This window comes from Paenibacillus sp. FSL K6-0276, from assembly GCF_037977235.1.
Classification (GTDB): domain Bacteria; phylum Bacillota; class Bacilli; order Paenibacillales; family Paenibacillaceae; genus Paenibacillus_AQ.
In genome coordinates this window covers 3,027,497-3,053,604 of the sequence record NZ_CP150276.1, presented here as the reverse complement: position 1 = coordinate 3,053,604, position 26,108 = coordinate 3,027,497, and the positions used below count along the sequence as shown (strand labels likewise).

25 protein-coding genes are annotated in these 26,108 nt (G+C 39.8%); 5 read left to right on the top strand and 20 right to left on the bottom strand.

All coding sequences use genetic code 11. The annotated features are described in order from the left end of the window. Positions 1 to 105: 105 nt before the first annotated feature. Positions 106 to 975, top strand: a complete 870-nt coding sequence (locus MHH52_RS14395) for an AraC family transcriptional regulator (protein ID WP_340009413.1) — start codon at positions 106 to 108, stop codon at positions 973 to 975. Between the two features lie 70 nt (positions 976 to 1,045). Here the strand turns inward: MHH52_RS14395 and MHH52_RS14390 are convergent, their stop codons facing one another. After that, a complete protein-coding gene (locus tag MHH52_RS14390) occupies positions 1,046 to 1,549 on the bottom strand; it encodes a DUF1572 family protein (RefSeq protein WP_340009411.1) in 504 nt (167 codons plus the stop codon). A 359-nt stretch (positions 1,550 to 1,908) separates the two neighbouring features. Here MHH52_RS14390 and MHH52_RS14385 point away from each other — a divergent pair, with 359 nt between their 5' ends. Next, positions 1,909 to 2,478 carry a hypothetical protein gene (locus MHH52_RS14385; protein ID WP_313638767.1) on the top strand — a complete coding sequence of 190 codons (570 nt, stop codon included), beginning with the start codon at positions 1,909 to 1,911 and terminating at the stop codon, positions 2,476 to 2,478. Positions 2,479 to 2,505: 27 nt separating this feature from the next. Here the strand turns inward: MHH52_RS14385 and MHH52_RS14380 are convergent, their stop codons facing one another. Further along, a complete protein-coding gene (locus MHH52_RS14380) occupies positions 2,506 to 3,405 on the bottom strand; it encodes a glycerophosphodiester phosphodiesterase (protein WP_340009408.1) in 900 nt (299 codons plus the stop codon). Between the two features lie 119 nt (positions 3,406 to 3,524). Between MHH52_RS14380 and MHH52_RS14375 the strand changes: the two genes are divergently transcribed. Beyond that, positions 3,525 to 4,541 (top strand): CapA family protein, encoded by a 1,017-nt coding sequence (locus tag MHH52_RS14375; RefSeq protein ID WP_340009406.1) that lies wholly within the window; start codon positions 3,525 to 3,527, stop codon positions 4,539 to 4,541. Between the two features lie 20 nt (positions 4,542 to 4,561). Here MHH52_RS14375 and MHH52_RS14370 read toward each other — a convergent pair whose 3' ends face one another. Beyond that, positions 4,562 to 5,314, bottom strand: coding sequence for an HD domain-containing protein (locus tag MHH52_RS14370; protein WP_340009404.1), 753 nt, complete (start codon positions 5,312 to 5,314; stop codon positions 4,562 to 4,564). 329 nt (positions 5,315 to 5,643) lie between these two features. Between MHH52_RS14370 and MHH52_RS14365 the strand changes: the two genes are divergently transcribed. Then, positions 5,644 to 5,985, top strand: coding sequence for a nitrous oxide-stimulated promoter family protein (locus MHH52_RS14365; RefSeq protein ID WP_340009403.1), 342 nt, complete (start codon positions 5,644 to 5,646; stop codon positions 5,983 to 5,985). Between the two features lie 78 nt (positions 5,986 to 6,063). Here MHH52_RS14365 and dhaK read toward each other — a convergent pair whose 3' ends face one another. Then, the gene (gene dhaK / locus MHH52_RS14360) at positions 6,064 to 7,824 is read right to left on the bottom strand and encodes a dihydroxyacetone kinase subunit DhaK (RefSeq protein ID WP_340009401.1); all 1,761 of its coding nucleotides are present in this window, start codon (positions 7,822 to 7,824) and stop codon (positions 6,064 to 6,066) included. Position 7,825: 1 nt separating this feature from the next. Beyond that, positions 7,826 to 8,962 carry a glycerol dehydrogenase gene (locus tag MHH52_RS14355; protein ID WP_340009399.1) on the bottom strand — a complete coding sequence of 379 codons (1,137 nt, stop codon included), beginning with the start codon at positions 8,960 to 8,962 and terminating at the stop codon, positions 7,826 to 7,828. Positions 8,963 to 9,163: 201 nt separating this feature from the next. Here MHH52_RS14355 and MHH52_RS14350 point away from each other — a divergent pair, with 201 nt between their 5' ends. After that, positions 9,164 to 10,198 carry a PocR ligand-binding domain-containing protein gene (locus MHH52_RS14350; RefSeq protein ID WP_340009397.1) on the top strand — a complete coding sequence of 345 codons (1,035 nt, stop codon included), beginning with the start codon at positions 9,164 to 9,166 and terminating at the stop codon, positions 10,196 to 10,198. On the opposite strand, the gene MHH52_RS14345 is transcribed toward MHH52_RS14350, so the two are convergent. The 15 genes from MHH52_RS14345 to MHH52_RS14275 form a co-directional block, all read right to left on the bottom strand. Next, positions 10,199 to 10,678, bottom strand: coding sequence for a redoxin domain-containing protein (locus tag MHH52_RS14345; RefSeq protein WP_340009395.1), 480 nt, complete (start codon positions 10,676 to 10,678; stop codon positions 10,199 to 10,201). 44 nt (positions 10,679 to 10,722) lie between these two features. Then, entirely contained in the window at positions 10,723 to 11,442 is a 720-nt protein-coding gene (locus MHH52_RS14340; RefSeq protein WP_340009394.1) for an ABC transporter ATP-binding protein, read from the bottom strand. Continuing rightward, complete coding sequence (locus MHH52_RS14335; RefSeq protein ID WP_340009645.1) at positions 11,435 to 12,256, bottom strand: ABC transporter permease; 822 nt, start codon at positions 12,254 to 12,256, stop codon at positions 11,435 to 11,437. The genes MHH52_RS14340 and MHH52_RS14335 overlap by 8 nt, the downstream gene beginning before the upstream one ends. Positions 12,257 to 12,258: 2 nt before the next feature. Further along, positions 12,259 to 12,816 (bottom strand): nitrous oxide reductase accessory protein NosL, encoded by a 558-nt coding sequence (locus MHH52_RS14330; protein ID WP_340009392.1) that lies wholly within the window; start codon positions 12,814 to 12,816, stop codon positions 12,259 to 12,261. Further along, a complete protein-coding gene (locus MHH52_RS14325; protein ID WP_313638780.1) occupies positions 12,813 to 14,180 on the bottom strand; it encodes a NosD domain-containing protein in 1,368 nt (455 codons plus the stop codon). The genes MHH52_RS14330 and MHH52_RS14325 overlap by 4 nt, the downstream gene beginning before the upstream one ends. A gap of 215 nt (positions 14,181 to 14,395) precedes the next feature. Further along, positions 14,396 to 17,572, bottom strand: a complete 3,177-nt coding sequence (locus tag MHH52_RS14320; RefSeq protein WP_340009389.1) for an ATP-binding cassette domain-containing protein — start codon at positions 17,570 to 17,572, stop codon at positions 14,396 to 14,398. A gap of 103 nt (positions 17,573 to 17,675) precedes the next feature. After that, positions 17,676 to 18,092 carry an SRPBCC domain-containing protein gene (locus MHH52_RS14315; protein WP_340009387.1) on the bottom strand — a complete coding sequence of 139 codons (417 nt, stop codon included), beginning with the start codon at positions 18,090 to 18,092 and terminating at the stop codon, positions 17,676 to 17,678. Then, the gene (locus tag MHH52_RS14310) at positions 18,092 to 18,415 is read right to left on the bottom strand and encodes a metalloregulator ArsR/SmtB family transcription factor (RefSeq protein WP_340009385.1); all 324 of its coding nucleotides are present in this window, start codon (positions 18,413 to 18,415) and stop codon (positions 18,092 to 18,094) included. Before MHH52_RS14310 ends, MHH52_RS14315 begins: the two co-directional genes overlap by 1 nt. Before the next feature lie 241 nt (positions 18,416 to 18,656). Further along, a complete protein-coding gene (locus MHH52_RS14305; RefSeq protein WP_340009383.1) occupies positions 18,657 to 19,565 on the bottom strand; it encodes a hypothetical protein in 909 nt (302 codons plus the stop codon). Continuing rightward, on the bottom strand, positions 19,562 to 20,119 hold the full coding sequence (locus tag MHH52_RS14300; RefSeq protein ID WP_340009381.1) for an RNA polymerase sigma factor: 558 nt from the start codon (positions 20,117 to 20,119) through the stop codon (positions 19,562 to 19,564). The genes MHH52_RS14305 and MHH52_RS14300 overlap by 4 nt, the downstream gene beginning before the upstream one ends. Before the next feature lie 740 nt (positions 20,120 to 20,859). After that, on the bottom strand, positions 20,860 to 22,242 hold the full coding sequence (locus MHH52_RS14295; protein ID WP_340009379.1) for an extracellular solute-binding protein: 1,383 nt from the start codon (positions 22,240 to 22,242) through the stop codon (positions 20,860 to 20,862). Between the two features lie 22 nt (positions 22,243 to 22,264). Further along, the gene (locus tag MHH52_RS14290) at positions 22,265 to 23,398 is read right to left on the bottom strand and encodes an efflux RND transporter periplasmic adaptor subunit (RefSeq protein ID WP_340009377.1); all 1,134 of its coding nucleotides are present in this window, start codon (positions 23,396 to 23,398) and stop codon (positions 22,265 to 22,267) included. A 35-nt stretch (positions 23,399 to 23,433) separates the two neighbouring features. Then, positions 23,434 to 24,312, bottom strand: coding sequence for a carbohydrate ABC transporter permease (locus MHH52_RS14285; protein WP_313639982.1), 879 nt, complete (start codon positions 24,310 to 24,312; stop codon positions 23,434 to 23,436). A gap of 11 nt (positions 24,313 to 24,323) precedes the next feature. Next, positions 24,324 to 25,196 carry a sugar ABC transporter permease gene (locus tag MHH52_RS14280; RefSeq protein WP_340009372.1) on the bottom strand — a complete coding sequence of 291 codons (873 nt, stop codon included), beginning with the start codon at positions 25,194 to 25,196 and terminating at the stop codon, positions 24,324 to 24,326. Positions 25,197 to 25,222: 26 nt separating this feature from the next. Then, entirely contained in the window at positions 25,223 to 25,921 is a 699-nt protein-coding gene (locus MHH52_RS14275) for an N-acetylmuramoyl-L-alanine amidase (protein WP_340009370.1), read from the bottom strand. Positions 25,922 to 26,108 lie beyond the last annotated feature (187 nt).

The window sequence follows — 26,108 nt, the reverse complement described above, 5'->3', positions numbered from 1 at the left end:
TTTGCATAGGGTATGATTCGTATTATAATGATTTCAACCCTAAACACCATGCAGAGCCTTGCGGTTTCATTTGTACAATTGTGCTATAGGAGGTGCAGTCAATAAATGTTGGACTATGATAAACATCTTCAGGAACCCATGGACATGCCGGATCCCGAGTTTCCGATTAAAGTACATACCCAGCGCTTCAACCAAGAGGGAGTTTTGTTGTTCCCACATCATTGGCATGAGCATCTTGAGTTTCTGTTTATTGAAAGCGGTGAGGCTGTTTTTGAATGCGGACGAACACCGATCAACGTACGGGCTGGCGATTTAGTTGCTGTGAACAGCAACGAGCTACATTATGGGGTGAGCGCTTCTTCTAATTTATTGTATTATGCGATTATTGCAGATACTTCTTTGTTGCATAGTGCGGTAAGCGACGCTGCCGAGACCAAGTTCATCGCCCCGATTCAGCAGAACCAGCTGCTGTTACGTAACCATATCCGGGGGGATCAGCACATTACGGACTGTGCGCTGGCGATTATTCGGGAACTGGAACTTCGCGAATTTGGGTATGAGCTGGCCGTCAAGTCCGAGCTATACCGCCTGCTAACGCTGCTATTGCGCAGACATATCGTCACCGTACTCTCACAGGCTGAGCAAGAAAGACGTATTCAGACCGTTGAACGCTTCGCACCTGTTTTGCGTTATATCGATACCCATTACCAGGAGCCGATTCAAGTTGATGAACTTGCGGCACTAACAAGGCTAAGCCGCTTCCATTTCAGTCGTCTCTTCAAGGAATTAACTGGGCATACGATATCGGAATATATAAATGCTGTCCGATTAGACCGTGCAGATTATTTGCTCCGACATACCCAGCTAACGATTTCTGAAATCGCTACCACTACTGGCTTCAGCGATATCTACTATTTTAGCCGGACTTTCAAAAAGCATAGAAAAGTAACCCCAAGCAGTGTGAGAGGGTTCTAGTTAGGTGAACAAAGGACTGCCTCTTGGCAGTCCTTTGTTATTGAATGGAACGTTTTCTGTAGTTAAATTGTCATTGCCATACAAGCTGTCCCTTTCTTATTTTTGCTGCATAGATGATTTGGCCTGTATGATAATGTACTTCTCTTACCATCGCTATCATGAGATTAAGAGCGGTAGTCTCGTTATTTACTTGGCTATATGTAAGTGGTGGTAAATTAAGAAAGGGTTGGGTCATCAATAACTCCGGGTTAGATTGTAGCCGTTCAAGATATTGAATGAGAATATCAAAAGCATCCCTGGTCATTGTTATGGCTTGTTCTTTTGTCATTTCTAGCCCTCGTTCAAACTCCCTCTCTCTATCTCTTATATCAGGAATATCTAAAAGAATGGTTTCAATTCGAGAGTGCACTGCCCCGCTAATGTGAGCAACTAAATTTGCAATACTGTTACTTTCCACGGTTGGGGACCAAGTAATATCCTCTTGGGTACATTGCTCAAGTGCTTGAAGCGTCCATTTCTTTTCCGATCTAAATTTAACTAACATACTTTCAATTAACTCAATGGCGATATCCATTGCTAACCTCCTATTAATAAAACCTATGTATAATTTTACCAAACGCATCTCCTCTGTCAAATGAAATCTAGTCCCAATGATATTTTTATGCCACAATGTTTTGTTACATTCTTATAAAACTCCTGAGAAGAGTTAATTGATAATGTTCGTTGACCTTAAAAGAAGGAGTTGGTATATGACACTGGATAATTCAGATTAGTACAAAAGAGATTGATGAAATTATCTACTGTTTTTTAGAAAAAGGAGATACAAAATGAAACTCAAAAAATGGATTGTTTTGTTTTATTAATTGCATAAAAGAAACTATCTTCCATCTTATAGGTATAATTAACATAACAAATATAAAGGAGGAGATTTCATTGAGAAAAATAATTAAACTGACTTTATTAGTACTTTGCATAATGATTTTGCCGGGAACAATGATTTATGCCGCATCGAACCAATCAGAAGTTTCATTATATTTCAATAATGTGGTACAAAAACAGGCAGCGATATTGTCCGAGGGAGATATTCTCTTACCTGCTGAACAGCTCTCTAAAAATTTGTTTGCTTTAATCGCCTTGGACGAAACAAGTAAAGCGGTTCGAATCTACAAGCCAAACGTGAATATGGTATTGCTTGATAACAATGGAGAGATCTTCGGTAAGGTAAAAAGCCCTGCCCGCTTTGCGTTTTCTACTTTATTACAAGTGGATCATTTAAAAACAGAAATTTCAGATATAAAACTTACGATCACCGATCCTGCGGATAAAACAGAAACCATTGATAATCAACAAATTAAGAAAAGTGAAGAAAACTTTTGGTTCAAAACCAACGAGTTTACTTATTCCTTTAATACAAAAGGTACCTATACTATTCAAGTGTATTTTAAAGACGTCGATTCAAAAACATGGTATCCTGTCTCTGAAATCGATGTATTTGGCATATGAATTTCCGATAGTTGAATTCTTATTTCCTCACTTCTTATTATTCTTAATCACTTCATTAAAACGGTCAGGAAAATTGGTATGTACCCCGTCTACGCCCCAAATTACAGCTTTGTCCATATTGACTTGATAATTCACTGTATATGGAAATACCTTTAGCCCAGAATTTTTCACCTGTGCGACATAGGACGAATTTATTCTTTGAAAGTTAGGGCTAATACCGACCGCATACGTTTTTACTCGATTGATATAAGATTCTGGTATTTTATAAACCGGAATATTATACCAGACAATTTGATAAAGAGGGATCTCTGCGTTAATGGAATGAAACCTACGTAAACTCGACTCACTAAATGAATGTATGGAAACATGATCCGACAGATTATATTTTTCAATTTGTTCGTTTAATATGGTTTCAATATTCGGATTCAAAGCGGGATCTTTAATCTCAATCATATAGTCCACTTCTTTTCCAAACCTTTCAAATACCTCTTCTAAAGTCGGAATACGTAATCCAGCATATTGATCTCTAGCAAACATGGGATACTTTTCGTTAAACCATGAGCCAGCATCTAATTTCGAAATCTCCTCTAAGGTAAAATTCTTAACGTAACCTGTTCCATTTGTGGTGCGATTAACAGTTTCATCGTGAATAACTACAGGTACCCGATCCTTAGTTAACTGAATGTCTAACTCGATATAATCAGTCTCCATATCCATAGCTAGTTCGAATGCAGGAATAGTATTCTCAGGAGCATATCCCGATGCGCCACGGTGAGCAATGGTATATACTTTGTCCGCAGGTTCAAGAATTCCCTTCACTTTCATACGAATCCATGGAGAATAGGCATACATGGAGGTACACAATAAGATCAATAAAAATATGTGAATAAATATAAAGTACATTTTAGAATTTTGAATCCTTTGCATAAAGCTTCCCTCTTCTTTTCAAAAAAATTATTGTATATTACTTGATGTTCAATTTGCAAAAAAAATAACCCATATCACCTTTCTTCCATATTCTAAATGAAAACGAAAAAAGGTGGATTATGATGACCGAAATACAAATAGCTGCAGTGGGAGACCTTATGGTCAAACGTTATATAATTTCAGATGCTAAACAATCGGACGGAACCTATTCGTTCACTCCCCTGTTTGCAAAAGTAGCTCCTTATCTAAGACAGGCGGATCTAACGATCGGTAATCTCGAAACCACCTTTGCCGGAAACGGAAGAGAATGCCGAAAAAGTCCACGATCTGGAGGTCCAATATTCAAGTGCCCAGACGAATTAGCCCCGGCGCTAAAAGAAGCTGGATTCGATGTATTAGTGACAGCGAACAATCACTGCATGGACTATGGTGCCTCGGGCCTGATTCGGACATTGCGAGTACTGGACCGTAGTGGAATCGATCATACCGGTACATCAAGATCAGTACAAGAATCCAAGCATACTCTTATCAAAAACGTTAATGGGATTACAGTTGGAATTCTCTCCTACACTGCAGGAACCAATAGAATCCCCGTACCTGTTAATCAGCCATGGCTAGTCAATCGGATAGAAACCAATAAAATCATTAGAGAAATACGAGATTTAAAAAAGAAAGTCGATCTAATCTTACTTTATATGCATTTTGGAAACGAATATCAGTACACACCAAACAAGCGGCAAAAGCAGCTGGTAAACCTCTTTTTTAAAAATGGTGCAAACATCATTCTGGGATCTCATCCTCATGTGCTTCAACCCTTAGCGGTTCGGGGAAAGAAGCAATTCGTTAGTTACTCGCTCGGTAATTTTGTTTCGACTAAGCTTAAGAATAATCCCTATACACAAAGCGGAATCATCCTTACGCTCACAATCAAAAAGGACAATAGTGGTAACACGAGTATAACGAACATAGATTACATCCCGACTTGCGCCGATAGAAGGGTAACAAACGGTGGCAGGAAAATTTCAGAGGTCATTCCCATCCGTGAAGCATTAAAGAGCACTGTTTTAAAAACGGAACGGCGAAATCTCTTAAATCGTATGTTGAAGCATACGACAGATATCTTAAAGCGGCAATAAAGGAATCAATTCATAATCATTTAGTCATTCCAACAAATGTGGTAAGTACCCAAGAATGAACTTAGTTGCTCAAGTATCAGATAAGAGGTTAACGAAGTCACTGACACCTTTCCATTATTGATGACGGGTTCCGATAAATATAGTTTATTCAGAACAAATATGTAATGATTTGAAGCATCGTTTCCTTCTCTACGAGTTACCTTTATCTCTTGTGGACGGTAAAATAAACGATTTGCCTCTTCTTTTGTCTGCTCACAACTTATTAAATAAGACTCTAGTCTGGAATCCGTCATTTCACAGATTACCTCGACAGTTATAACATTGTGTTCGATTAATTTAGTAACTAAATGCTTTAAAATAACATTCGGCCCAATATTAACTTCCGAACAATGAAATTTTGCTTCAGAAATAATAAGTTGTAATAATAACTCGGCAGTTTCAAAATCCGTCGAAATATAGTTGCCCTCTAATTCTAATTTGGATAATAACTGAGCTGGTGATTGTAGAAGCCCTGTGATTTGCGCACTCCGCACCCATGAATCTAGATGATCCAAATGAATCTTATTATCTTTATTTCGTAGAGGACTTATTGTATTCCCTTCAATTAAATCAAAGATTACACTAGGTTCATAATCGTACTTTGAAAGGATATCACTTATCTCAGGGGAATGTAGTAACTCCTTTGTTCTTTTATGGTGATCAATACCTTCTATCTGTTCTAAAACATGGCTAAAAGGGCTATGTCCAATATCGTGTAATAGTGCTACAACCACTATGATGAATAAAATGCAGTCTGCGTACCGGAAATGAATTTAATAAATACGATTCTGTTTCCGTTAATCTTGTTTTAAGTCCCCACAAAGGTTCCCATAATTCATTACCACCTATTATTTGTGCAATATATCCACCATTATTTATATTACTCATTCTTTCCCCCCTTACTTCACTTAAAGCATTCTACCTCATTCATCAACAAGTTTCTTTACTTATTTTTCATAGCAATTGCCATAGAAATGTTAAAGAAGTACCAGTTCCCTTTAAAAATTTGATGATATAGTTATTGTAGAATGCATTTTTATAACATTGAAAGGATCTTACCAACATGGCAGCACAAATAAAAAGACAGTTGAATGATGGTCCGAAAATTCGAAAAGAAAAAGAAATTGTTGAAAAAATGATTCGTATTTATTGTAAGAAAAAACATCATCAAAAAGTCTTATGCGAGGAATGTCAGGGCTTAAATGAATACGCTGGTAAAAGACTATCTCTCTGCCAATTCGGTGAAGAAAAAACAGCATGTGCAAAGTGCCCTATACATTGTTACAAAAAGGAGTATCGCCAAAGAATAAAAGAGGTTATGCGTTTCTCAGGTCCATGGATGCTATTATATCACCCAGTTGAGTCCATTAGGCATATCCCTCTACCTGGTAAGTTAAGAAAGTAGCATATAAATAAAAACAGCAACAGTCTATGACTGCTGCTGTTTGGGATGAGTGTCCGGTGGCGTGAAGCTTACTCGAACTTATTTCATCGCTTTTACTAGCTCTGTGAAAATAACCCCAAGCGCGTAGGCTCCCGCATCCGGATAACCGATGCTGCGTTCACCCACGGTGCCTGCTCTTCCCATACGGGCAACGATTTCCACAGTCTTCTGAGCGCCGAGAACCGCTGCTTCTGCTGCTTTGGTTGCTGCCAGCTTTATATCGTCGCCTTGTTCGGCGCATTGTGTCCAGGTATCCGCAAAGGGTACAAGCGCATCAATTAATGTCTTGTCGCCAACGACAGCACCTCTCCCGAAAGATCTTTCACCCGTATCCTGAATCCCTTTGACGACGGCTTGCATCATATTGGCAAAATCTTGAATGGACAACTCTTGCTTCTGTTGTGCGGACTTGCTCGCTGCGCGGAAGCCCGATCCCCAGATCGGTCCTGAGGCGCCACCACAATGTTCCATGATGATCAATGAACACGCATCAAGGAAGTCACCGACATTGCTGAGATGATTAGCTAGAATATCTTCCCACTCTACTTTTAGCTGCTTGAAGCCTTTAGCTACGCTCATCCCAAAATCGCCATCTCCGGCGTGGGCGTCTAGCTCGCAGAACGGCACCTCATTCTCGATAATGACCTCACTCATTTGATCGATCAAATATACGATATTTTGCAAGGAAAACTGGTTGTTCTTAACTACCGCTGCTTCTGAATCGGTATTATTCTTGAAGGATACCGTGCTGTCTGCTTTCTCTTCCTTGATGATCTCGGTATAGTTCACGGGCTCAAATGGACCTTTAACCGACAATGCCGGTGTATCGCACGGAGCAGATAACCATTTCTTCAACGTCTCATCCAGTTTCATAATCGTCACCGATGCGCCAGCCATATCGATGCTGGTCATATAGTTGCCTACAAATACTTTAAACACTTGCTTATTCTTGGCCGTCAACTCACGTATCACAGAATTATTCAACAAATAAAGCTCTTGTAGTGGTGTTCCACCAAATCCGTTGATCAGAACAGCAACTTCTTGCTGCGTATCATCATTCATTTGTAAGTTACTCAGCAAAGATGGAACCATCCGCTGTGCCAGTTCATCCGCTGACACGGCTTTTTCTCTGCGTATTCCAGGTTCACCGTGAATTCCGACACCGTATTCCATCTCGAGATCTTCGATATGAAACGTCGGGCTTCCCTTGGCAGGAACGGTACAAGAAGTAAAGGCGAAGCCGATGGTTCGAACATGGTTAATCGCATGCTGCGCCGCTTCTTTTACTTCCGTCAGGGACAGTCCGGCTTCTGCCGCAGCCCCGGCTACCTTATGAACGAGAACTGTTCCGGCAACCCCTCTTTTCCCTACCGTATAGAGACTGTCATCGACGGCAATGTCATCGTCTACCTTAACATATTCCACTTGAATACCGTCTTCACTTGCAAGATGGGCTGCATTTTTAAAGTTCATGATGTCGCCGCTGTAGTTCTTAATGATAAGCAGAGTTCCCTTGGTGCTTGCAGTGCGGCGGATCGCTTGATAAACCTGAATCTGTGATGGAGAAGCAAATACATCGCCGCACACAGCTGCATCCAGCATACCGCTACCTACGAATCCGGCATGGGCCGGTTCATGCCCACTTCCACCACCGCTAATTAGCGTAACTTTATCGGAGTTGATCTCTTTTTTAGAAATCACTTTGAATTTATCGTTGAAATCAAGCTCAGGATGCGCCAAGACAAGTCCATTGCACATTTCCCGGACTAGCGTTTCCGGCTTATTCATAATTTTCTTCATCTTAAAGCTCCTTACTTAATTTGTATTGACGACCTAAATGGTCGGCAGCCATAATCGCCGATGCTACCGCCTCTTCTGTAATTGGGAACGGCATCGAATGAATGGATTCCTCAGCAATACATGCTTTTTTGGCAACCTCAAGTAGTTCCTCGTAAGTTACTTGCTCAACTCCGATATCTGCTAGGCACACCGGAAGACCAATCGACAGACAGAAGTCCAGCACTTCTTTTAATTCGGTACGGTCAGCATTTTCAAGCACCAATTGAGCAATCGTACTGAACGCTACCTTCTCGCCATGATAATAATGATGCGTTCCCTCTAAAGCTGTTAAACCATTATGGATCGCATGAATCGCAGCCAAACCTCCGCTTTCAAAGCCTAGTCCCGATAACAAAATATTCGTTTCAATGATATTTTCCAAGGCTGTCGTTACGATATTCAGATCGCAGGCCTGCTTCGCCTTGAACCCATTCTCAAGCAAAGTTTCATAGCATAGTTTGGCAAGACCTAGTGCTGTTACCGTCCCTTTGGCTTCCCCACAAACACCTTCACGAACCCCGCAAGGTAAGCCCGCATTCACGTTGGAATAAGAATTTGCTGTAGCTCTAGCTTCAAAATAAGTTGAGAGTGCATCTCCCATCCCTGCAACAAGAAATCTTGTAGGCGCTTTGGCAATCACTGTTGTATCGATCATGACTACACTCGGACTTTGCTTGAAATAAGCATAATCATCGAATTCACCTTCTGGGGTATAGAGGACCGCGGAGTGGCTTGTTGGTGCATCAGTGGCTGCAATCGTTGGAACGATAATCAGTGCTTCACCTTCTGCTACGCATTTTGCCGTATCAATCGCCTTACCTCCACCCAAACCAATCGTGCATGCACATTTATGCTCCTTGGCCAGAGCCTGCAATCTTGCGACCTCTTGTCTTGAGCATTCCCCATGGAAGCCGCTTTCAACAAGGGTTATATTAAATTTCAGTTTAGTTGACTCCAATTTCTCTTTCACACGTGTGACATCATCTGGATGTGCAATGAGCAGTGCGGAATCACCGAATGTTTTTACAAAATAACCTAAATTCAATAGTTCATTCTCACCTTGCACATATTTCGTCGGACTGATAAACGCTCTTCTCATTTTCATTCCTCCTAGGTTGTATATAGTTATATTATAGATTGCTCCATTTCGGTATGCATGAAACAATAAGGTTCAAATAAAGCGTTTTCTTATCGTGTTTTTTTGTCTTCTCTTAAAGAAATTGTATTATCTTGTCCTTTTGTTGAAAAATTCGCTATAATGTTCAATATGTTTCTATAACTTTCCTAGGAGAATATCGTGATGCCCAAATCTCGATTTAATTTAGAAGAAATTATTGATTTGAAGAAATGGGAGAAGTTGCAAGACTCCTTATCGCTCGTGACTAAAATGGCGATCCTTACCGTTGATTATAAAGGCGTTCCCGTGACTAAGCACAGCTTCTGTCAGCCTTTCTGCCAAGGCGTGCGCCAGGATTCCAACCTCTCCCAGTACTGCCAAAAGTGTGATGCACGTGCCGGTATCGAAGCTGTTCGTTTGAACAAGCCATATATTTATTTATGCCATTTCAATATCATCGATATCGCCATTCCAATTATTATTGACAATCAATATCTTGGTGCGATTATGGCCGGACAGCTTAAGCTTCGTGAACCTGACGTGTCGCATCTGGAGCAGATTGTATCCAGGCCACCTAATGTAGAGGCGAATATGAAGTTTAAAGCGCTCAAAGAGGATTACGAGGCACTTCCTATCTTATCCTACGATGAAGTAACGAAATGCGTTGACTTACTGCTACAGCTAAGCACCTATATTGTGGAAGAAGCCATTCATAAGCGTACGACAGTCGATTTGTACAAAAGAGTACTGACCTCAGATATTGACGCAGCTACATCAGCTGAAACTTTCGACGAGACAGACCGTGCTTATCGAAAAATTCAATCCATCCAGCAAGAACTGTCAGGGGCACTCATTGAGACCAAATTGAAAAATGGGATTCAAAAGTTCGTCGCTTCGAATGCAGTGCTTCAGCCTGCGTTTGATTACATCTATGCGCACAAAAATGAGAATTTCAGCCTCAAAGAAATGGCCAAGCTTTGTCATATCAGCTCCAGTTATTTCAGCCGCATATTTACAAAAGAAACGGGAGAGAATTTCTCCATCTTTGTTAATAGGCTCAAAATTGAATGGGCCAAGCAGCTGCTGGAGTCCACTGACGCACCAATTAATCAAGTGAGCGATGATTTAGGATTCTGTGATACGGGCTATTTCATTAAAACATTCAAAAGGTTCGAGAACCTCACCCCAGCTGTATACCGAAATATGTATATGAGTTGATTATTTAAGATTCCCAGCATCCTCCAGCCACTGTTGCATCAAGGGGAAATCTGTGATTTCACCCAATATAGCCTTTCTGATGTTCCCCTCTCTATTAATAATAAACGTGGCAGGAAGTGCACTAACTTCGTATGCAGTAGATATTTTTCCAGTAACATCGATAACAACTGGAAAGGAAAAACTATGATCCTTAAGATATTCTGATACCGTCGCTTTAGACTCTCCGACATTAATAAACAAGGTTTCAATTTGAGCACTTGAGGACTTGTGAATGTCATTAAGCAGGGGCATTTCTCGCACACATGACGTACACCAGGAGGCCCAAAAGTTAAGTACCACAATCTGTCCCTGGAAATCGCTTAGACGAACTTTTTCACCTTCTAGTGTAGTAGCTTCAAATTCAGGAGCGATAGAGCCCACTGCAATCCTTTCAGATGAAACTCTTTTTTCATTATGGCTGAATACCCATACAACAGTCATGACAGCCGTGATAATCACTAGCAAGGCAACAATTCGACGCATGCTCATTTCAAACCCAGACTATGATTAAAGGCTGTATACAGAGAACCAAATTTCGCATGAAATTGTTCGGTTGGACCTGAACCAACATTTCTTCCATGGCTTAGAAAAACAATCTGGTCGGCGATCTTATCTGCAATTTCTAACTGATGCGTAGAGAAAATTACTGTATGCCCTTCTTGTTTGATCCTATGGAGTAGGTCTACAAATTCATTCATCCAGAAAGGGTCAAGGCCGTTTGTGGGTTCGTCCATAATTAGCAAGGGCGGTTTGGCGAGCAACGCCTGAGCAAATAAGATACGCTGGCGCATTCCTTTGGAAAAGGTATTGACCAGACGATTTCGTTTATCCTCAAGACCTACTAAGGCAAGTACTTCGCTGACTCTCGCTTTACGTTTGGGTACCCTACGGAGAGCCGCCCAAAAAGTCAGAGCTTCCTCCGCCGACAGCCCATGATTGAACTGATAATCATCCGGCATATAACCAATTTGTTTCGAGAATTGTTTGCGTGATTTGTGCCAGTATAGACCACCCACTGTGATTTCTCCCACCGAAGGCTGAAAAATTCCGGCAACCATTCGCAAAACGGTACTTTTGCCTGCCCCGTTACCGCCACATAGTGCAAGTATGCTCCCACTGGGGATTTGAAAGCTAATCTCTTGTACTAATGTTTGCTTCTTAATAACCTTAGAGATTCCTTTTACATTCACTAATGGGTTATCCACGGGAGCGCCCCCTTTCCCATATCCAATATACAAGCAGAATCGAGCTCAACATCCAGACCAGACAGACACCCAGAAACAACAAATTACCCTTCGATCCATTTATCCATTCTACCCATTGATAATATTCAGGCCCCAACACAGAACCTCCGCCCAGCTTGATAACAACGAATAACCGAACAAGCTCCGCTGGGTTGAGTATTGTTAATGCGACGAGCAAGGGCTTGATCCAGAGATAAGGCATTAAACCTAAAAAGGCGATCAAAAAGGTCGGCCAGCCTATTACTGTGAAAAACCACACAGCAACAGAAACAGTCAGCGCCTGCCAGCGGTTACTTGATAATGAACCGATAAACAAGGCGATGGTCAAGAATAGTAAAACAAGTCCTGCGGAAAAAAACAAAAAAAGAAAGTAAGTAGTAGAATCATAGGCCATGCCCAAGAATCCACTAATCATACCCATTAAACCATAACCGAAAGCCACAACCGTAAGTAATACGGCAGCCAGCCCCACATACTTGCCAAGAATAAATGATAACGTTCCTATCGGATAAGTAGATAAAAGCTGCCAGCTCCCCTCTTCCTTCTCTGAGGCAAGTGAAAAAGAGCCTAGAAATAAGGTCATGAGCGGCAGCAGATACAGAATCAGACTTAACATGGAACCTGTAACTGCGGTATAGCCTTGAATCTCATTTTGTGCATTAATCAGCAGTAAGCCGAGACTAAACGTGCAGAATAATGCCAAAAAAGAATAGGCCCATGGATTACGAAACCCCATTTTAATCTCTCTGCGTGCGACTTGCAGGATATCACCCATTATCACATATCCGTCTCTTTATCCGATGTCATGCCTTCCATTTCCTCAGACTTATGCTCGTCCATATGACCTTCTCCGCCATTCATATCCATGTGCATCATATCCGTATTTTGTTTCCATTCATGCGTGGACAGATCACTAGCTGACAGAACGATGCCAACACCTTGTTCCTTTACAAAAGCTTCAGCTGAAGCAGTGTCTTTGAAGCTGATGACTCCATAAGCCATAGGCGTACGTAGTGTCTCATCATAGACAAAGCTGGCCTTACTGAATTCTACCCACTCTTTGTCGTTATAGTCACGAACATAGTCCATTCCAATATTTTTGCTTCCATTCTTGTTCTTCCATTCATTCATACAACCAATGTCATCAAACTTATAATTCTTCCCGTCTTTCGTTGCTAGTTGTGTAGCAAAGGCATCGTCCTTAACCTGCATATTGCAAATCGCGCAAATATCAACTTTTTCATTAATCGCCAAAGGTTCAAACTTTTTGGGGCCACAAGCCGCCAGAATTAACAAACCCATCATCAACATCAGCACAAAACTCCATTTTTTCATAACCTTAATACCCCCATATATAGTATTGTGATCACAGAGAAAAACAAAAGCAGCCAACCCACTACCATTACTGACCCTTGCCCCTCACTAACTTGTCCAACATTTGCATTAACTGAATCCAATTGCATAAGCGGCTCTAGATCGGTGGACCATTGTTCTTTACCATTTGTATACAGATCGCTTAAAAATGTCATGCCCGGTGATTGAAAAAAGAGCTGATAAGCAGCATTTTCTGTAATTAATTGCTGATAAAAAGGGTTAATAGCATAGGGTAGATCACTTACGCCATCACCCGATACATCCAGCCCTTCGAAAGAATCCCAAAAATTTCTCGTCATCTTATTATTCTTGGAATCGGTTGCCTGTGCTTCAATCACATTTGCAATAAAAGCATTCTGCTGAAAGCGGTTGCCTTCAGAACCCTCAAATTGAATCCCAATATAATTTCGGAGCACCATATTATTCCGGAGAGTGTTGTCGGAAGACTGCTGCATATAGATTCCTACCCGATTACCTTCCACGAGATTATGTACAATCTGAGAGGTACGAACGTCAAAGAGCAGGATTCCTTGAGAATGAACATTCTGATTCTGTTTACGAAAAGAGTTTCCTGACACCATAACGTCGGTCACTCCCATCACCATCGCGCCAGTTATGTTGTATTCTCCAATATTGTTCGTAACAGATGATCCATTGATATACATACAGTGAACGCCATATCGTAAATAATAGAGCCGATTGTGATCAACCTTTGTATTGCGACTCTTCTCTATATAGATGCCATCTCGGAGATAAGAGATTTCATTCTCTCTGATATCTAAACCATGAGAGTTATAGAGATCGATGCCATTGCCTCTTTTTCCCGAAGTAACACCTTTAGGTATAAACCAGCGGATCTTATTGTTTACTACAACTCCACTATCGGCCTCACGTAGCACAATGCCAAAGCCAAATGTATGTATGACTAAATCTTTCAAAGTCACCTGATCGCCTTCCACCCGAATCGCTGCTGCTTCTCCCCCGTTATCCTGCTGTATATTAAGTCCTTGAAGCTTTACCCCATCAGCCTGAATCATAACTGCAACTTCAGCATCTGGAGATGAATTTAATAGTGTCACCCTACCTTCCCCGTTAATCGTCAGCCTTTTATTAATATAAACCGGGCCGAGGTAAGTACCTGGAGCTAAAGTAATCGAATCTCCGATTTGGGCAGCATTAATAATCGGCTGGAGTGGAATCGCTTTCGAAGTAGTATTTGCACTGGCACTCCCGCTGTAGGTCGTGATTATTAAGAAAAGGCTAAGTAACATCAGGATCGATACTCTAAATATGACTGGGTGACAGAAACTTTTGGATATAACCATTGTTCACCCCCTTGTCAGCGATTCATTCTCTAATCTATCATTCCATTTAGTGAACGATCATTACGCCTAATTGTAAAGAAAAGGAAGATGTATGCCTATAGCTCAATGTAGCTATCCTTAATGAAAAGATGTGTCTGAATTGTGATTTATGTCACATCAATAATTATCCCAAATGTGTTCCCATACAATAAAAAACCGCGCATAGCGCGGTTCCATTAGGTTTGCTTATTATCCTCAAGGTATTGATAAACTGCCATCATTTCTTGTTTATTCAACTCCCGAATACGATTGAAAATTGGAATATCCGCTACAGCCACAATATTTAAGCTTTCCGTAACAACGTCACTTACATTGCCAGTTAACCAAGTTTGCACGTCAATGCCTTCGACGATTTCCTTACGCCCTTCATCATTAATGCCACTTGCATAACAACTAACACATGGAATCGTTAATTTATAAACACCATCATGAAGCCCATCTTCCGAAATGGCTTTCTTCCCTTTGCAGAATGGACATGGATGACTAGCTTTTATCTTATTAATTAGAGTGACCAGTTTTTTGTAACCAAACGCTTCATACACATAGGTTAGTTTTTTATATTTTCCATTCGTGAAATACTTATCAATAATGTTTTCTCTAGTTTCACTAATATTATCAAAATCACAAATGGTAATTCTATTATTCATGCTTATGGATTCAATGCTTCCGCTAATCTTTCCCCAGAATGGCAGAGCATTTTGTAATACCATTTCATAGTGTGCAAAGCTCGCTAGCTCTAGTTCAAGCATTTTTAGAGCAACTTGTGTTTCCCTAGACAATAGAGAGACATCCTCTGTTAGAACCATATCGCCGCCAACAATGGCTTTCATTTTTTCAAGCACCTGTAATTTGCCAACGGTACTAATCACTTGATCAAGAGGTTGTCCAAGGATCTCACGAATATCTGTGTCACCAAACTTTAGCTTTTTATGATGATTTAGTACGGTTCCTTGACAGATTGGACAGGTAATCATTATCTTGGACTGTTTAATATGCTCTTTAATGATCGCTTTCGATATTACCATGTAGTTCCCAATGATGTAATTAAAACCTTCCCAAGTCCTCGTTGCCTTGCTTGCTTTATCATAAAATGACTTTTCCCAATACCCGTACCAAAAAGTATGCTTTTCTGCATCCGTCATCTCACTATAACTCTTGCTGATATCTTGTCCGAGTTCATTCTTAATCTCTTCAAAGATGAATTTTAATTTGGGGAATTGATAGAATTTCAGAATATCCATTGCATCTGGATGCAATAAGCCATCCCAAAATGGCACATTTTTGTCCTGAAGAACAACATCAAAATCAAACTTATCAATGACTCGACGTCCCTTGCAGCATGGACAATGATTGTCTTGATAATAGAAATCGAAGCTACTTGTATCTTTAATGGTTGGATGTGCCGTTACAATATGGTTGATCAAGCCACCCATTTCATACAGAAAAGTATATTGACTATACAAGTGTCTTTCCAGATCAATGGCGATGACAGGGGCAATGGTATCTGATTCGTATTCACCATAAATCAAACGTGCCATAGAGGATAAGCTTTTTAAGATGCCACCTTTATAGACGTTTTCCGCATTTTTAAAATAGGCAATCTGATCTTCTTTTAAATAGTTAATGCCATTTTGTTGACGCAGTGTTGAAGAAATCTGCAATGGCGTGACATAATCCTCACTGTTTTGTTGACGATAATACTCTTCATGGCTGACGACATCTAGATGGTCCACTGGTTCAAGCTGTCTTTTGCCAAAATCAACAATAAAATCAGAGTTTTCTAGCATATACGAGTTATGTTCAATCATTATAATGGAGACGGATTCATCCTGTAGAATGACTCTAATGCTATCAATGAATTGATTTAAAATATTTTGTGATAACCCTTTGGAAGGCTCGTCAAAAATGAAAAGTGTATGTGGATTTCTTGAACCTGCAAACAGCTCAGAAACTAAATGGACACATTGAAATTCACCTGTTGATAAAGACTGTGTTTTTCTTTCCAACGTCAAATAACCAAGTCCAAGCTTGATCAATAAGCTTAAGCGTTTATGAGCAATGTCTTCATTTGGCAGTTCATCAATAATATCTTCAATCGAGCGCTGAAAAATATCATCAATCTCTTCACTATATTTTGTGAGCTTTCTTTTAATATCAAGAAAAGTTGCAACCGTAGACCGACTGGTAATCGATTGATTTCGATCTTGCCCCACAATCACCAGCTTATCCTTGGGATATCGCTTCACAAAATCTTTGGACATACACTCATTAACCAATGTAGATTTACCACAGCCAGATTCACCAGTGAACGTTACAAGTCTATTACGAGGAATCTGAATTTCGGCCATTTGAATATTACGACAGTAAAGATCATGAAAATGATAGTATTCAGTGGGTGCAGCCTGATTTATCTCTCCATTGATCGGCTCTGGACGTGGCGATTCTTCAACAATTTTCCCGCCGTATTTACCACTACCTGGTCCAAAAAACAATTGCTCGTCCGTTATATCTAAAACCGTGTCAGAATGATCAATGAGCCAAATTTGATTCTTAAAGCCTAATTGTTTAATCTGTTCTAATATTTTCAAAAGGGTTTGGTGATCCAGACCCACGGAGATTTCGTCAATGATAATTACTGTATTTTCACTGGTTGCCATGAATTCTGCCAAGTAAAGTCGTGTTAACTCTCCACCTGACAAGGTGCCCATAATGCGATTTAAGGTTAAATAACCAATATTCATATGGATTATGTTTTTTAGAATGTTTTGTTTACCCTCACTAATTTTCAATACTTCAGCTAGTGAAAAAATGGTTTCAATGCTTAAGTCATTAATATCGGAAATACTCTTGTCCTGATCCAATAACTCCATTTTGTATTGTTCAGTTTCGTGATTATAGCGCTTCCCCTTACACTTTTTGCATTCAACATTTTTAGTAGTCCCGCGACCTTTACAATCTGGGCACCAGCCTAATTCATTATTAAATGAAAAAACCTCTGGAGATAGGTTATAACGTTCAGCAATCGCAACACGAATCTCTGTGAACACACCCGTATGTGTGCCAATGGTTGAACGAGGATTGGAAGAAATGGATGATCTCCCTAGAAAAAGTACAAGTGGCATTTCTTCCATCTGAATCGCACTGAAATTAGTTTCCATAATATTAGGGAATAAATACTGATATTCTGCCTTTGGCAATAAAGAAACGAGACGTTTCTTGGATTCTTCGCCGATGGTTTGACAAAAGGTTGTTTTACCAGAACCGGACAAACCAGCAATCCCTAGGGATTGATCTACAGGTAGTACTGCATCTAACTTGTTAATATTGTTCGCAATTAATCGGTTTATTTTCATAGTGGTATCATCTCATCTCCATTCTCTTCATTTAGTATTGCCATGATTTATTCCATTAAAAAGGGCACTTTCCATGTTTCAGAAAAGCACCCTATTCTTGAAATTACAGTTCTGCTAATACTTTTTCAAGCTGACTGCCCATATTCGCCCAAGCATATTTAGCTCCCTCAATAGCGCCTTGGCGGGCTTTGGTCTCTTCACTAAATCCAGATTGACCAAGATGTAGATGAACCTTACCATCTGACTCCTTGCTCAAAGTCCAAGTAACCGTAGTGCCTTCTCCGGCACTATGCCAAGTATAAGATAATGTATGTGGCTCGTCTACTACGAGAACCTCGCAATCTACAATACCATCCCACCATTCATTTGGTTCTGCACGAAATTGAAATTTATGCCCTACGACTGGTTTAAAGTCATTGCTCCAGATCCATTTCGCAAGTGTATCTGAATCCGTTAAAGCGTCCCATACCTTCTCGATGGAGCTTGTAAATTGATAATCTAAGGATACATCTGGTTTCATTATTCTTCCTCCAATAATAGTTTTAGTTTATCGATTCTTTCTTTCCAGAAACCTTCGTAAAAAGATACCCAATCCCTAATTTCTTTCAATGGATTGGCATTCAAACGATACCTCGTTTCTCTACCAACCTTTCGAGCAATTACAAGATCAGCATCTTTAAGGATAGATAAATGTTTAGAAACTGCAGTACGACCCATTTCAAAATGAACCGTAATTTCATGTAGGGGTAATTCATCAACATCAGCCAGTATTTGAAGTAGTTTTCGCCTTGTTGGATCTGCAACAGCGTCATAAACATCCCTCACTTGACTATTTTCGTTCAAAACCACCCCCACCTTTTCCGTAATATTACCTGTAGTGTAACCGATTATACTTCATCAGTACCTAATAGGTCACCATTCGGTGTCTAATTAATTATAGGACACCAAATGGTGACATGTCAAGATTTCTTGTTATTTTCGATCTGAGTCCTTTGCGATATAGAAATGACAAAAATCACCGATTAGCGTATAATTGGTGATTTTTGTCCTACTTTTCAAAACCTCTATCTCAGAATACCTCTACTCAGTATAACGGCAACACTTCTTGTTTAAGTCCTGAAAAGAGTTCGCCGGATTGATCAAAGAAGGTGTCAGGCAATTGATAATACGCATCTCCCATTGACACAACTTTTAATTCAGGAATGATATACATAGCCATATAGGTTCCGTCCTTGAGGTTGAACTTTAGTTGATACGATTTCCCTTGGGATTGCGCCTCTGCAATAGCCTCGTATTCCTTATTGCTTAAATCAGCTGTTTTTGCGCTGTACAGACCCTCAATGATAGATTCCACAGAAGCATGGTCAGTCATTTTCTTTAACACGTCATTCCCCACATGATTAAGAACATGGATATCTTTTGCATGCTCTTTTAGATTAGACATATCCAGATATTCCTTTGCTGTCATCGCAGAATCGTTTACCTTCGCCACGACTTCTGCCAGATAATATTCTTCTTCATACTTAACCGCAATGCGGAAATGGGATGGATACGTCGGGATTTCATATAGCTTTCCGCCAACAGCGAACGTAGAGGAATAATCCTTTTCTACATAGTTATCCCCGTTGTCCTTCCCGATCTCTTGGTTGATATCATAATCTAATGTTCCAAGTGATTTTTCAGGCTTCACTCCTGTGAACTTAAACTGAGCGCCATCTCCAACAAATGCATAACGATATCCGTTGTAATTTAAAATTTTTCGAATTCCTGTGGGTGCCGAGACTGGAGTCTGCTGCGTTATTTGTGGTGATTTAGTTATTGATGGCTTCAGAGGAGAGGAGTATATGGCCACTCCTAACACCAGTGCAGCGCAAGCAGCCAATGTTCCCCACTTCGCAAATGTTCTCTTATTCGTCCGTCTCGCTGTGTTAGCCTTTTCTACCAGATTGCTGTCTACATAACCAATAGTCTTAAATAGATCTTTATTATTCATAGGATATAACCCTCTTTCATTAAGTATATTTGGAGTTTTTTTCGTGTTCTGAAAAGGACCGACTTCGTTTTACTTTCACTTATTGAAAATCGCGTTGCGATATCAGCCAAAGAATCGGAGTACCAGTAACGTCTCAGAAAAATATTCCGATGATCTTCGTTAATCTTCAGCAGGAAATTGCTTATGGATTCGGCCATTTGTTCTTCCTCATATTGACTTTCGACATTGTCTGGGGAGGATAAACAATCATTTAATTCATCAAGAATCGTATCGAATTTTTTATTCCGCTTTTTAGCCATATAATAATCGTATTTATTTAACGCGATATTTCGCGTGATCCTCCCCAGAAAAGATGAGAGCTTAGCAGGAGCCTTCGGCGGAATCGCTTCCCACGCTCCTAGAAAGGTATCGTTTACGCATTCTTCTGAATCTTCAAGATTTGAGAGAATGTTATGAGCTATCCGGGTACAATAATTTCTATATTTTTTGGATGTTTCTTCTATTGCTGTTTCATTGCGCGCAAAATACAGCTGTATGATTTCACTATCTTCCACTCCATCACTTCCGTTCAATTTGATTAAGGCCTCACTTATAAAGTAAGAAAAGAAGGGTTTTGGTTGCAAAAAAGTTTTTTCTTATGTAAATAGTGCGGGAAAAAACCGTATGTCCTCATAAGCTTCGACATTCGATGCCAATAATATGACGCGTGATCTTATCATTATTCCTAAGTCATCTTCACGACCAATGTGCCAATGAAAAAAAGCCAGTGTACCCTTTAATGGGCATCACCGGCCAATATATTTAAAATAGAATCAAACTAAACCCAGATGGTTTTTGTACATGAGTTGACTTGTTTACAGTCCTGTCTCTATTTATAGTCTTTGCAAAAGGTTGCTGAATATCTTTTTCATCTGACGGCGTATAAAATTTGATTAGCTCGATCCATCCACTCTCCTTCCAATACTCCTTCCCCTTGCACCTCAAGTCCAAAATCGAGAAAAAACGCTTTAGCGCAATTCCGCAGTGTTAAGTATCTTACTCCAGATGCTAATTGCTTTTGGGCGTTTTCAAGGGGCAACATTTAGCAAAATAGGTCGGGCTCATTTGAACCTGACAGCCGGTACATAAATAACACCGTATTATTAAAAAAATGGGAAGAGCGCTTGGAACAAGATCAGTATTTTTCATATTCAACATACCTACTAACCTAACCATCAAGTCTGTCTTGATTTTGCACCCGAAAGTAGAACCCGTTACTATAAAAACGAGGGTTTATGTTTTGATTTGTTTTGGGTTACTCATTCATATAAGTTGTTACCCGATTTTGAATGAGTGCAGCTACATCTTCAGCGGTTTTGTGCCCCGTGAAGAATGTTTTTGCTTCTTCGGCAATTATCGTTTGAACCTTATTCATCAATGTAATGGGAAGGCTCGCACCATTAATCATTTTCTTAAGATCTTCGAGAATCTCTTTAGATATAGGCACGCTTCCAATTTTCGGATCTTCAATCTTCCCGTCACTTGATTCTTTCATTAAGTTATCAAGCATGTCGTTGCTAACTTTCTTATGAATGGGGAAACCATCTTGTTGAGGGATGCTTTGTATTTCTTCTGACATTAGAAATTTCATAAAGTGCCATGCTGTTCCTTTGACTGTTGAGTTGGAATTCATAGCTATGTTTTTCTGTCCACCAAATGCAATTCCTGATTTCTGTCCAGCTGCATGCGGCTTCTGATAAATCGCACTATCTTCATAGAAATTGGCCAGACGACCAAGGTAATCCTTTGGAGAATAAATGTTAGAGAGATTAAAATGGCTTGTTTTGTTTTCAGCAGTAAGAATTTTGTCATCATACAATCTTTTCACACGTTTAAGAATATCTAAAAAAAGCTCTGACTCAAAATTAACAGTCCCGTTGTTTCCTTCAACTAACTGCAAATAGTTATCTGAAACTAAATAATTCAGCATCTCCTCTGGTGTAATGTTTCCTAAAGAATAGGTTTCATTGTTATGACCAGCTAATTGTTTCCCAACTTCCGCAAACTTACTCCAAGTCCAATTTTTATCATCAATGGTTACATCAGCATTTTTTATGACATTCTTATCACCGAATAAAGCTTGTAAGTAAAACTGAATGGGTAGTACATATAACCCATCATTTATTTTTGAGTTTTCTAGAATATTCATTTGATAAAGTTTAGGATCAAATGATGAATCCATCGCAATGAAATCGTCCAGATTAACGAATGCTTTTTTGTTTATATATTTTTCAACTGGGAGAGGAATGATATCCATAACAAATAGGTCTGCACCCTTGCCTGATAAAATTTCTGTAGTCGTTGTCTTTATATACTTCTCCACTTCTGCTGAGCTCATTGTAGTACTAGACTCGAATTCTTTGAATTGAACCGTTACGTTTGGATGTTTTTGTTCATATTTCTGCTTCGCTTCTTTATAAAAATCAGTAACAGCAAGCGTTGAAATGACTATTGTCTTCTTAGTATTTTTATTTTCATCTTCTATGCTGCCGGTCTGCTCATTTGGAGGATTTGTATTTCCAGGGGTGACCTTATTCCCACTACCCGTGTTATTGTTGTTTTTCGCGTTGCCCCCCATACACGCTGTTAAACCTAATACGATTATCAAACCCATTAGTATACTTAAGCACTTCTTCATTTTATCTGTTCACTCCTATTCTTCAATTTAGTCGTACTCTGCTGCCATCTTGTAGAGGCTCACTGCTTTCGATAATAATGAATTGTCCAGGATAAGCCCCTGATAGAGCTACTGCTTCAACATCATTGGATTCACCCACGTCAATCGCTACTTTGCGTGCTAGATAGGTGTTGCCAAGAGGTCCTGTTTTTTCTTCAATAACAAATATAAAAGGTTCAGTCCCCTCGCCATGAATGGCTTTAAGTGGAATTAGCATTGCTTCACTGCTCTCAGAAGACATGCTTAGATTTACATTTGCCTGTTCTCCACCTTCTAATTGCTTGCTTTGCACCCAGATTTGGACTCGTTTAATAGCATTTTGCTTACCCACTTCCTCATTATCCGCCCTCGTATTTTCAATTCTCTTAATTTGACCGTCCAGTGACTGCGCTTTACCCTTGATCTTAATGTCAACCTTTATTTTTTTTCCTATCTCCATTTGATCTGTAATGGAAGATGGTATATCTAACGTGAATTGATATCCAAGATCATCTTGTGAAAGGCGGACATCTGCACCTGCCTGACCACTTGGCAGCCCTTTTATCGCTGATACTTGTGTAATGACACCATCGAATGGTGCGGTAATCTGTCTAAAATTTTTCAAATTATCACGCATACTTCGGAGCTTTCGGTCCTGCACGCCTGATTCAAGTTGTGCGATATCGAGATTTCGTTTGGCTTCACGAATCATTTCGTCATCAGGATTGTGCAGTGCTACAATGTACTGCTCTTCCAAGCCTTCCATCATTAATTGTAAGCGGGCGAGATTTGCTTCATCATCTTGAATACGATCTTCCGCCTCGCGACTATTATAGGTAACGAGGGATTGTCCCTTTGTGACACGATCTCCGACTTTTATCCTCACCTCCTTAACATCCCAACCTGCTTTGTTATTTAATTCCACTATGCTTATCGGCTGCAGCATACCGCTGCCACTGAAGTTCTGTATAAGCTGTCCGGAGCTTGCCTCTTCTGCCCACACTTTAGGTAAATTCATCGTGAGCAAAGTGTTGCTGTATAGAGTAAAGCCGAGTAAAGCAGCGATAAAGAGAACAATTGCATGTCTGATCCTCTTCTTTACTCGATAATCAGCTTGTTCACTTGTTTGGTCGTTCATGAAATCGCTATCCTCTCTGTTTTAGTCTTATGGACTTAACCCTTGATACCAGACATCTGAACACCTTCAATAAAATAAGATTCTGTGTATAAAAATAAGAGCAGCATTGGTGACATATACAGCACAGAAGCAGCAAACCCAATACCACGTGCCTCTTCTTGAATTCGCGATAAGTAGAGGGATAATGGCTGTTTGAACGCATCTTCCAAGAAGATTAGCGGCTGCTCTACCATATTCCAATAATCAACAAAGAGGAGTATAACTAGCGCAGAAATTCCGGGTTTAATTAGTGGAAGAATGATTTGTACAAATATTTTCAGATGTCCTGCTCCATCCATAATGGCTGCTTCGATATAGGAGTATGGGATTGACAGCATGAACTGCCGGAGCATAAACACCCCAAATGCCGCAAATATTCCTGGTAGCACAATTGCGCTCGCACTATTTAAGAGACCTAAGTGATCCGCAATAATATAGTTTGGAACGAGTGTCACTTGAAAAGGCATTAGCATGACGATTACATAAACTAAAAATAATGGGTCACGACCTCTAAACCGCAGTTTGGCAAACGCATATGCTGCTAAGGAAGCGAATAAAACCTGACCTAAAATAATAGGAACAACCATAAAAACAGAGTTCCAAAACATGTTCAGGTAGGTTGGAGTACCAAAGAGAATTTTCCCATATTGCTCGAATGTCACCCAATCAGGTATTAGTTTTAAAGTAATAAATGGATTAGAATCGACTAAATTAATATCCAACACTTGGCCAATGAGATCATAGTTGCGTCCAATTTCATTTTCCGACATGAATGAGTTCATTAAAGTGAATATAATTGGAAATACCATTACGGCTGCAATAACGACTAGAAATGCTGACAGAGTCCATTTATAGATCAATGCTGTTTTTTTCATCGTGTACACCTTCAATCCATAAAACTTCTAAATTGTCGTTCTAGAGCAAACATTCCTAAAACGAAAATCAATAAAAACGCTACCATCAATGTCGAGGCTGCTGTTAGCTTCTCCACATCAAGTAAATAGAACATGTTGTTCATATAGTGCTGAAGCATGTATATGCTGTCGTGCGGATAATCCCCGGCAATTAAATAGGTTTCTCGAAAAATTTTGAATGAATTAATAATTGACATAAGAACAACAAAAAATAGGGTTGGTGTTAAATAGACTAATGTAATGCTGGTCAATTTACATAAGCGGCCAGCCCCCTCTAAATCAGCCGTTTCGTAATAATCTTTTGGAATGCCTTGCAAACCAGCAAGAAATAAAAGGATGTTGTAACCGATGTTTTTCCATAAACTAATAACGGATAACGCCATTCTTGCCCATTCTGATTTCATCCAATCGATTCTTTCGTATCCGAGGGTGTGCAGTAAGCTGTTGAGCACGCCGTTCCAGTCAAATAAAATTTGCCACATCATGACTACAGTTGCGACGGGAACGACGAGTGGTAGAATATACGCGGTACGGAGCCATTTACGAAAAAAAACATTTTGATTCAAAAACATGGCCAGTAGCAGTGACAATGCAATCATGAGCGGCACACTTATTCCGGTAAACAACATCGTATTTACTGAAGCTTTATGAAACGAAGAACTATCAAGCAACTGTTTATAGTTACTCAAGCCGACAAACGAGCCGTTCGTCGTTCGATCCATAAAGGAATAGCCGACCCCAATCACGAATGGAATGAGATAAAAAATAGAAAAACCAATTAAGCTTGGTGCAAGAAAACCGATTGCAATTACACTTTGTTTACGAAACCATTTTTGGAACTTCAATGCAGTCCACTTCCTTTTTCAAAGCACTACTTGGATAAATATTCAATAATACCCTCTGCAATCAAGTTTGATGTATTGGTTTGGAACTCTTGTGATTGCATACGCTGCTCATCCTCTTTATTTGAAATAAAACCTAGCTCCAACAATATCGAAGGGCTTTCGTTCTCACGTAAAACATGATAGTCACCATAAGAAACGCCTCGATCTCTTACTTCCATGTTTTGTTTAAATATTTTTCCATGAATAAGATTTGCTAATTGCTGGTCCTTATCTTCACTGTAATAAGTTGTTATCCCCGATACATCACTCGTTTCAAAAGCATCGTAATGAACACTTATAAATAGATCGGCGTTATGATCGTTAGATATTTTCGTCCGTTCCGCGAGTGACAGTGACTCATCCTCGTCACGGGTTAAGATCACTTCTGCTCTTGTTTTCTCTAGCAGAAGCTTTTCAATGTTTTGGATCGTATGGAGCGTTATTTCTTTCTCTTCCAGTCCAGACTGGCCTGTTGCGCCGATATCACGTCCGCCGTGACCAGCATCAAGCACTATCTTTTTCCCTTCTAAAATAAGATCGCTCTTTTCAATAGTGGGGTTGATAATAGCCTCCTTACTTGTTAAGTCAGTCACTTCCACTTTAAGAAACATTTTGTAGAAAAATAATTCTGCGATTGCAATAAAGGAAATAAAGATCGTTTTTCTCATCATTCTTTTGATTTTCATAGTTTGCTCATCACTTATCTCTCGTTGTTATTTTTAATTTGTTAATCTATTAACTTATTAACAGTGTACTTGTGAGAGATAAAGATAAAACGGAGCCGAAGTGAAGATGAAATGAAGATGGTTACAAAAAAAAAACCACTTGCGCTTGACGTTGTTAGAACACGTCATGGAAGTGGTTTTTAAAGCC

Excerpts from the sequence above, each read along its gene's own strand:
- MHH52_RS14325 (WP_313638780.1), bottom strand. The coding sequence starts at position 14,180 with ATGGTTATATCCAAAAGTTTCTGTCACCCAGTCATATTTAGAGTATCG.
- dhaK (WP_340009401.1), bottom strand. The coding sequence starts at position 7,824 with ATGAAGAAAATTATGAATAAGCCGGAAACGCTAGTCCGGGAAATGTGC.
- MHH52_RS14380 (WP_340009408.1), bottom strand. The coding sequence starts at position 3,405 with ATGCAAAGGATTCAAAATTCTAAAATGTACTTTATATTTATTCACATA.
- MHH52_RS14305 (WP_340009383.1), bottom strand. The coding sequence starts at position 19,565 with ATGAATAATAAAGATCTATTTAAGACTATTGGTTATGTAGACAGCAAT.
- MHH52_RS14290 (WP_340009377.1), bottom strand. The coding sequence starts at position 23,398 with ATGAACGACCAAACAAGTGAACAAGCTGATTATCGAGTAAAGAAGAGG.
- MHH52_RS14345 (WP_340009395.1), bottom strand. The coding sequence starts at position 10,678 with ATGACTGTTGTATGGGTATTCAGCCATAATGAAAAAAGAGTTTCATCT.
- MHH52_RS14355 (WP_340009399.1), bottom strand. The coding sequence starts at position 8,962 with ATGAGAAGAGCGTTTATCAGTCCGACGAAATATGTGCAAGGTGAGAAT.
- MHH52_RS14375 (WP_340009406.1), top strand. The coding sequence starts at position 3,525 with ATGATGACCGAAATACAAATAGCTGCAGTGGGAGACCTTATGGTCAAA.
- MHH52_RS14335 (WP_340009645.1), bottom strand. The coding sequence starts at position 12,256 with ATGGGTGATATCCTGCAAGTCGCACGCAGAGAGATTAAAATGGGGTTT.
- MHH52_RS14315 (WP_340009387.1), bottom strand. The coding sequence starts at position 18,092 with ATGAAACCAGATGTATCCTTAGATTATCAATTTACAAGCTCCATCGAG.
- MHH52_RS14330 (WP_340009392.1), bottom strand. The coding sequence starts at position 12,816 with ATGAAAAAATGGAGTTTTGTGCTGATGTTGATGATGGGTTTGTTAATT.
- MHH52_RS14320 (WP_340009389.1), bottom strand. The coding sequence starts at position 17,572 with ATGAAAATAAACCGATTAATTGCGAACAATATTAACAAGTTAGATGCA.
- MHH52_RS14395 (WP_340009413.1), top strand. The coding sequence starts at position 106 with ATGTTGGACTATGATAAACATCTTCAGGAACCCATGGACATGCCGGAT.
- MHH52_RS14350 (WP_340009397.1), top strand. The coding sequence starts at position 9,164 with ATGCCCAAATCTCGATTTAATTTAGAAGAAATTATTGATTTGAAGAAA.
- MHH52_RS14275 (WP_340009370.1), bottom strand. The coding sequence starts at position 25,921 with ATGAAAATCAAAAGAATGATGAGAAAAACGATCTTTATTTCCTTTATT.
- MHH52_RS14285 (WP_313639982.1), bottom strand. The coding sequence starts at position 24,312 with ATGAAAAAAACAGCATTGATCTATAAATGGACTCTGTCAGCATTTCTA.
- MHH52_RS14365 (WP_340009403.1), top strand. The coding sequence starts at position 5,644 with ATGGCAGCACAAATAAAAAGACAGTTGAATGATGGTCCGAAAATTCGA.
- MHH52_RS14390 (WP_340009411.1), bottom strand. The coding sequence starts at position 1,549 with ATGGATATCGCCATTGAGTTAATTGAAAGTATGTTAGTTAAATTTAGA.
- MHH52_RS14295 (WP_340009379.1), bottom strand. The coding sequence starts at position 22,242 with ATGAAGAAGTGCTTAAGTATACTAATGGGTTTGATAATCGTATTAGGT.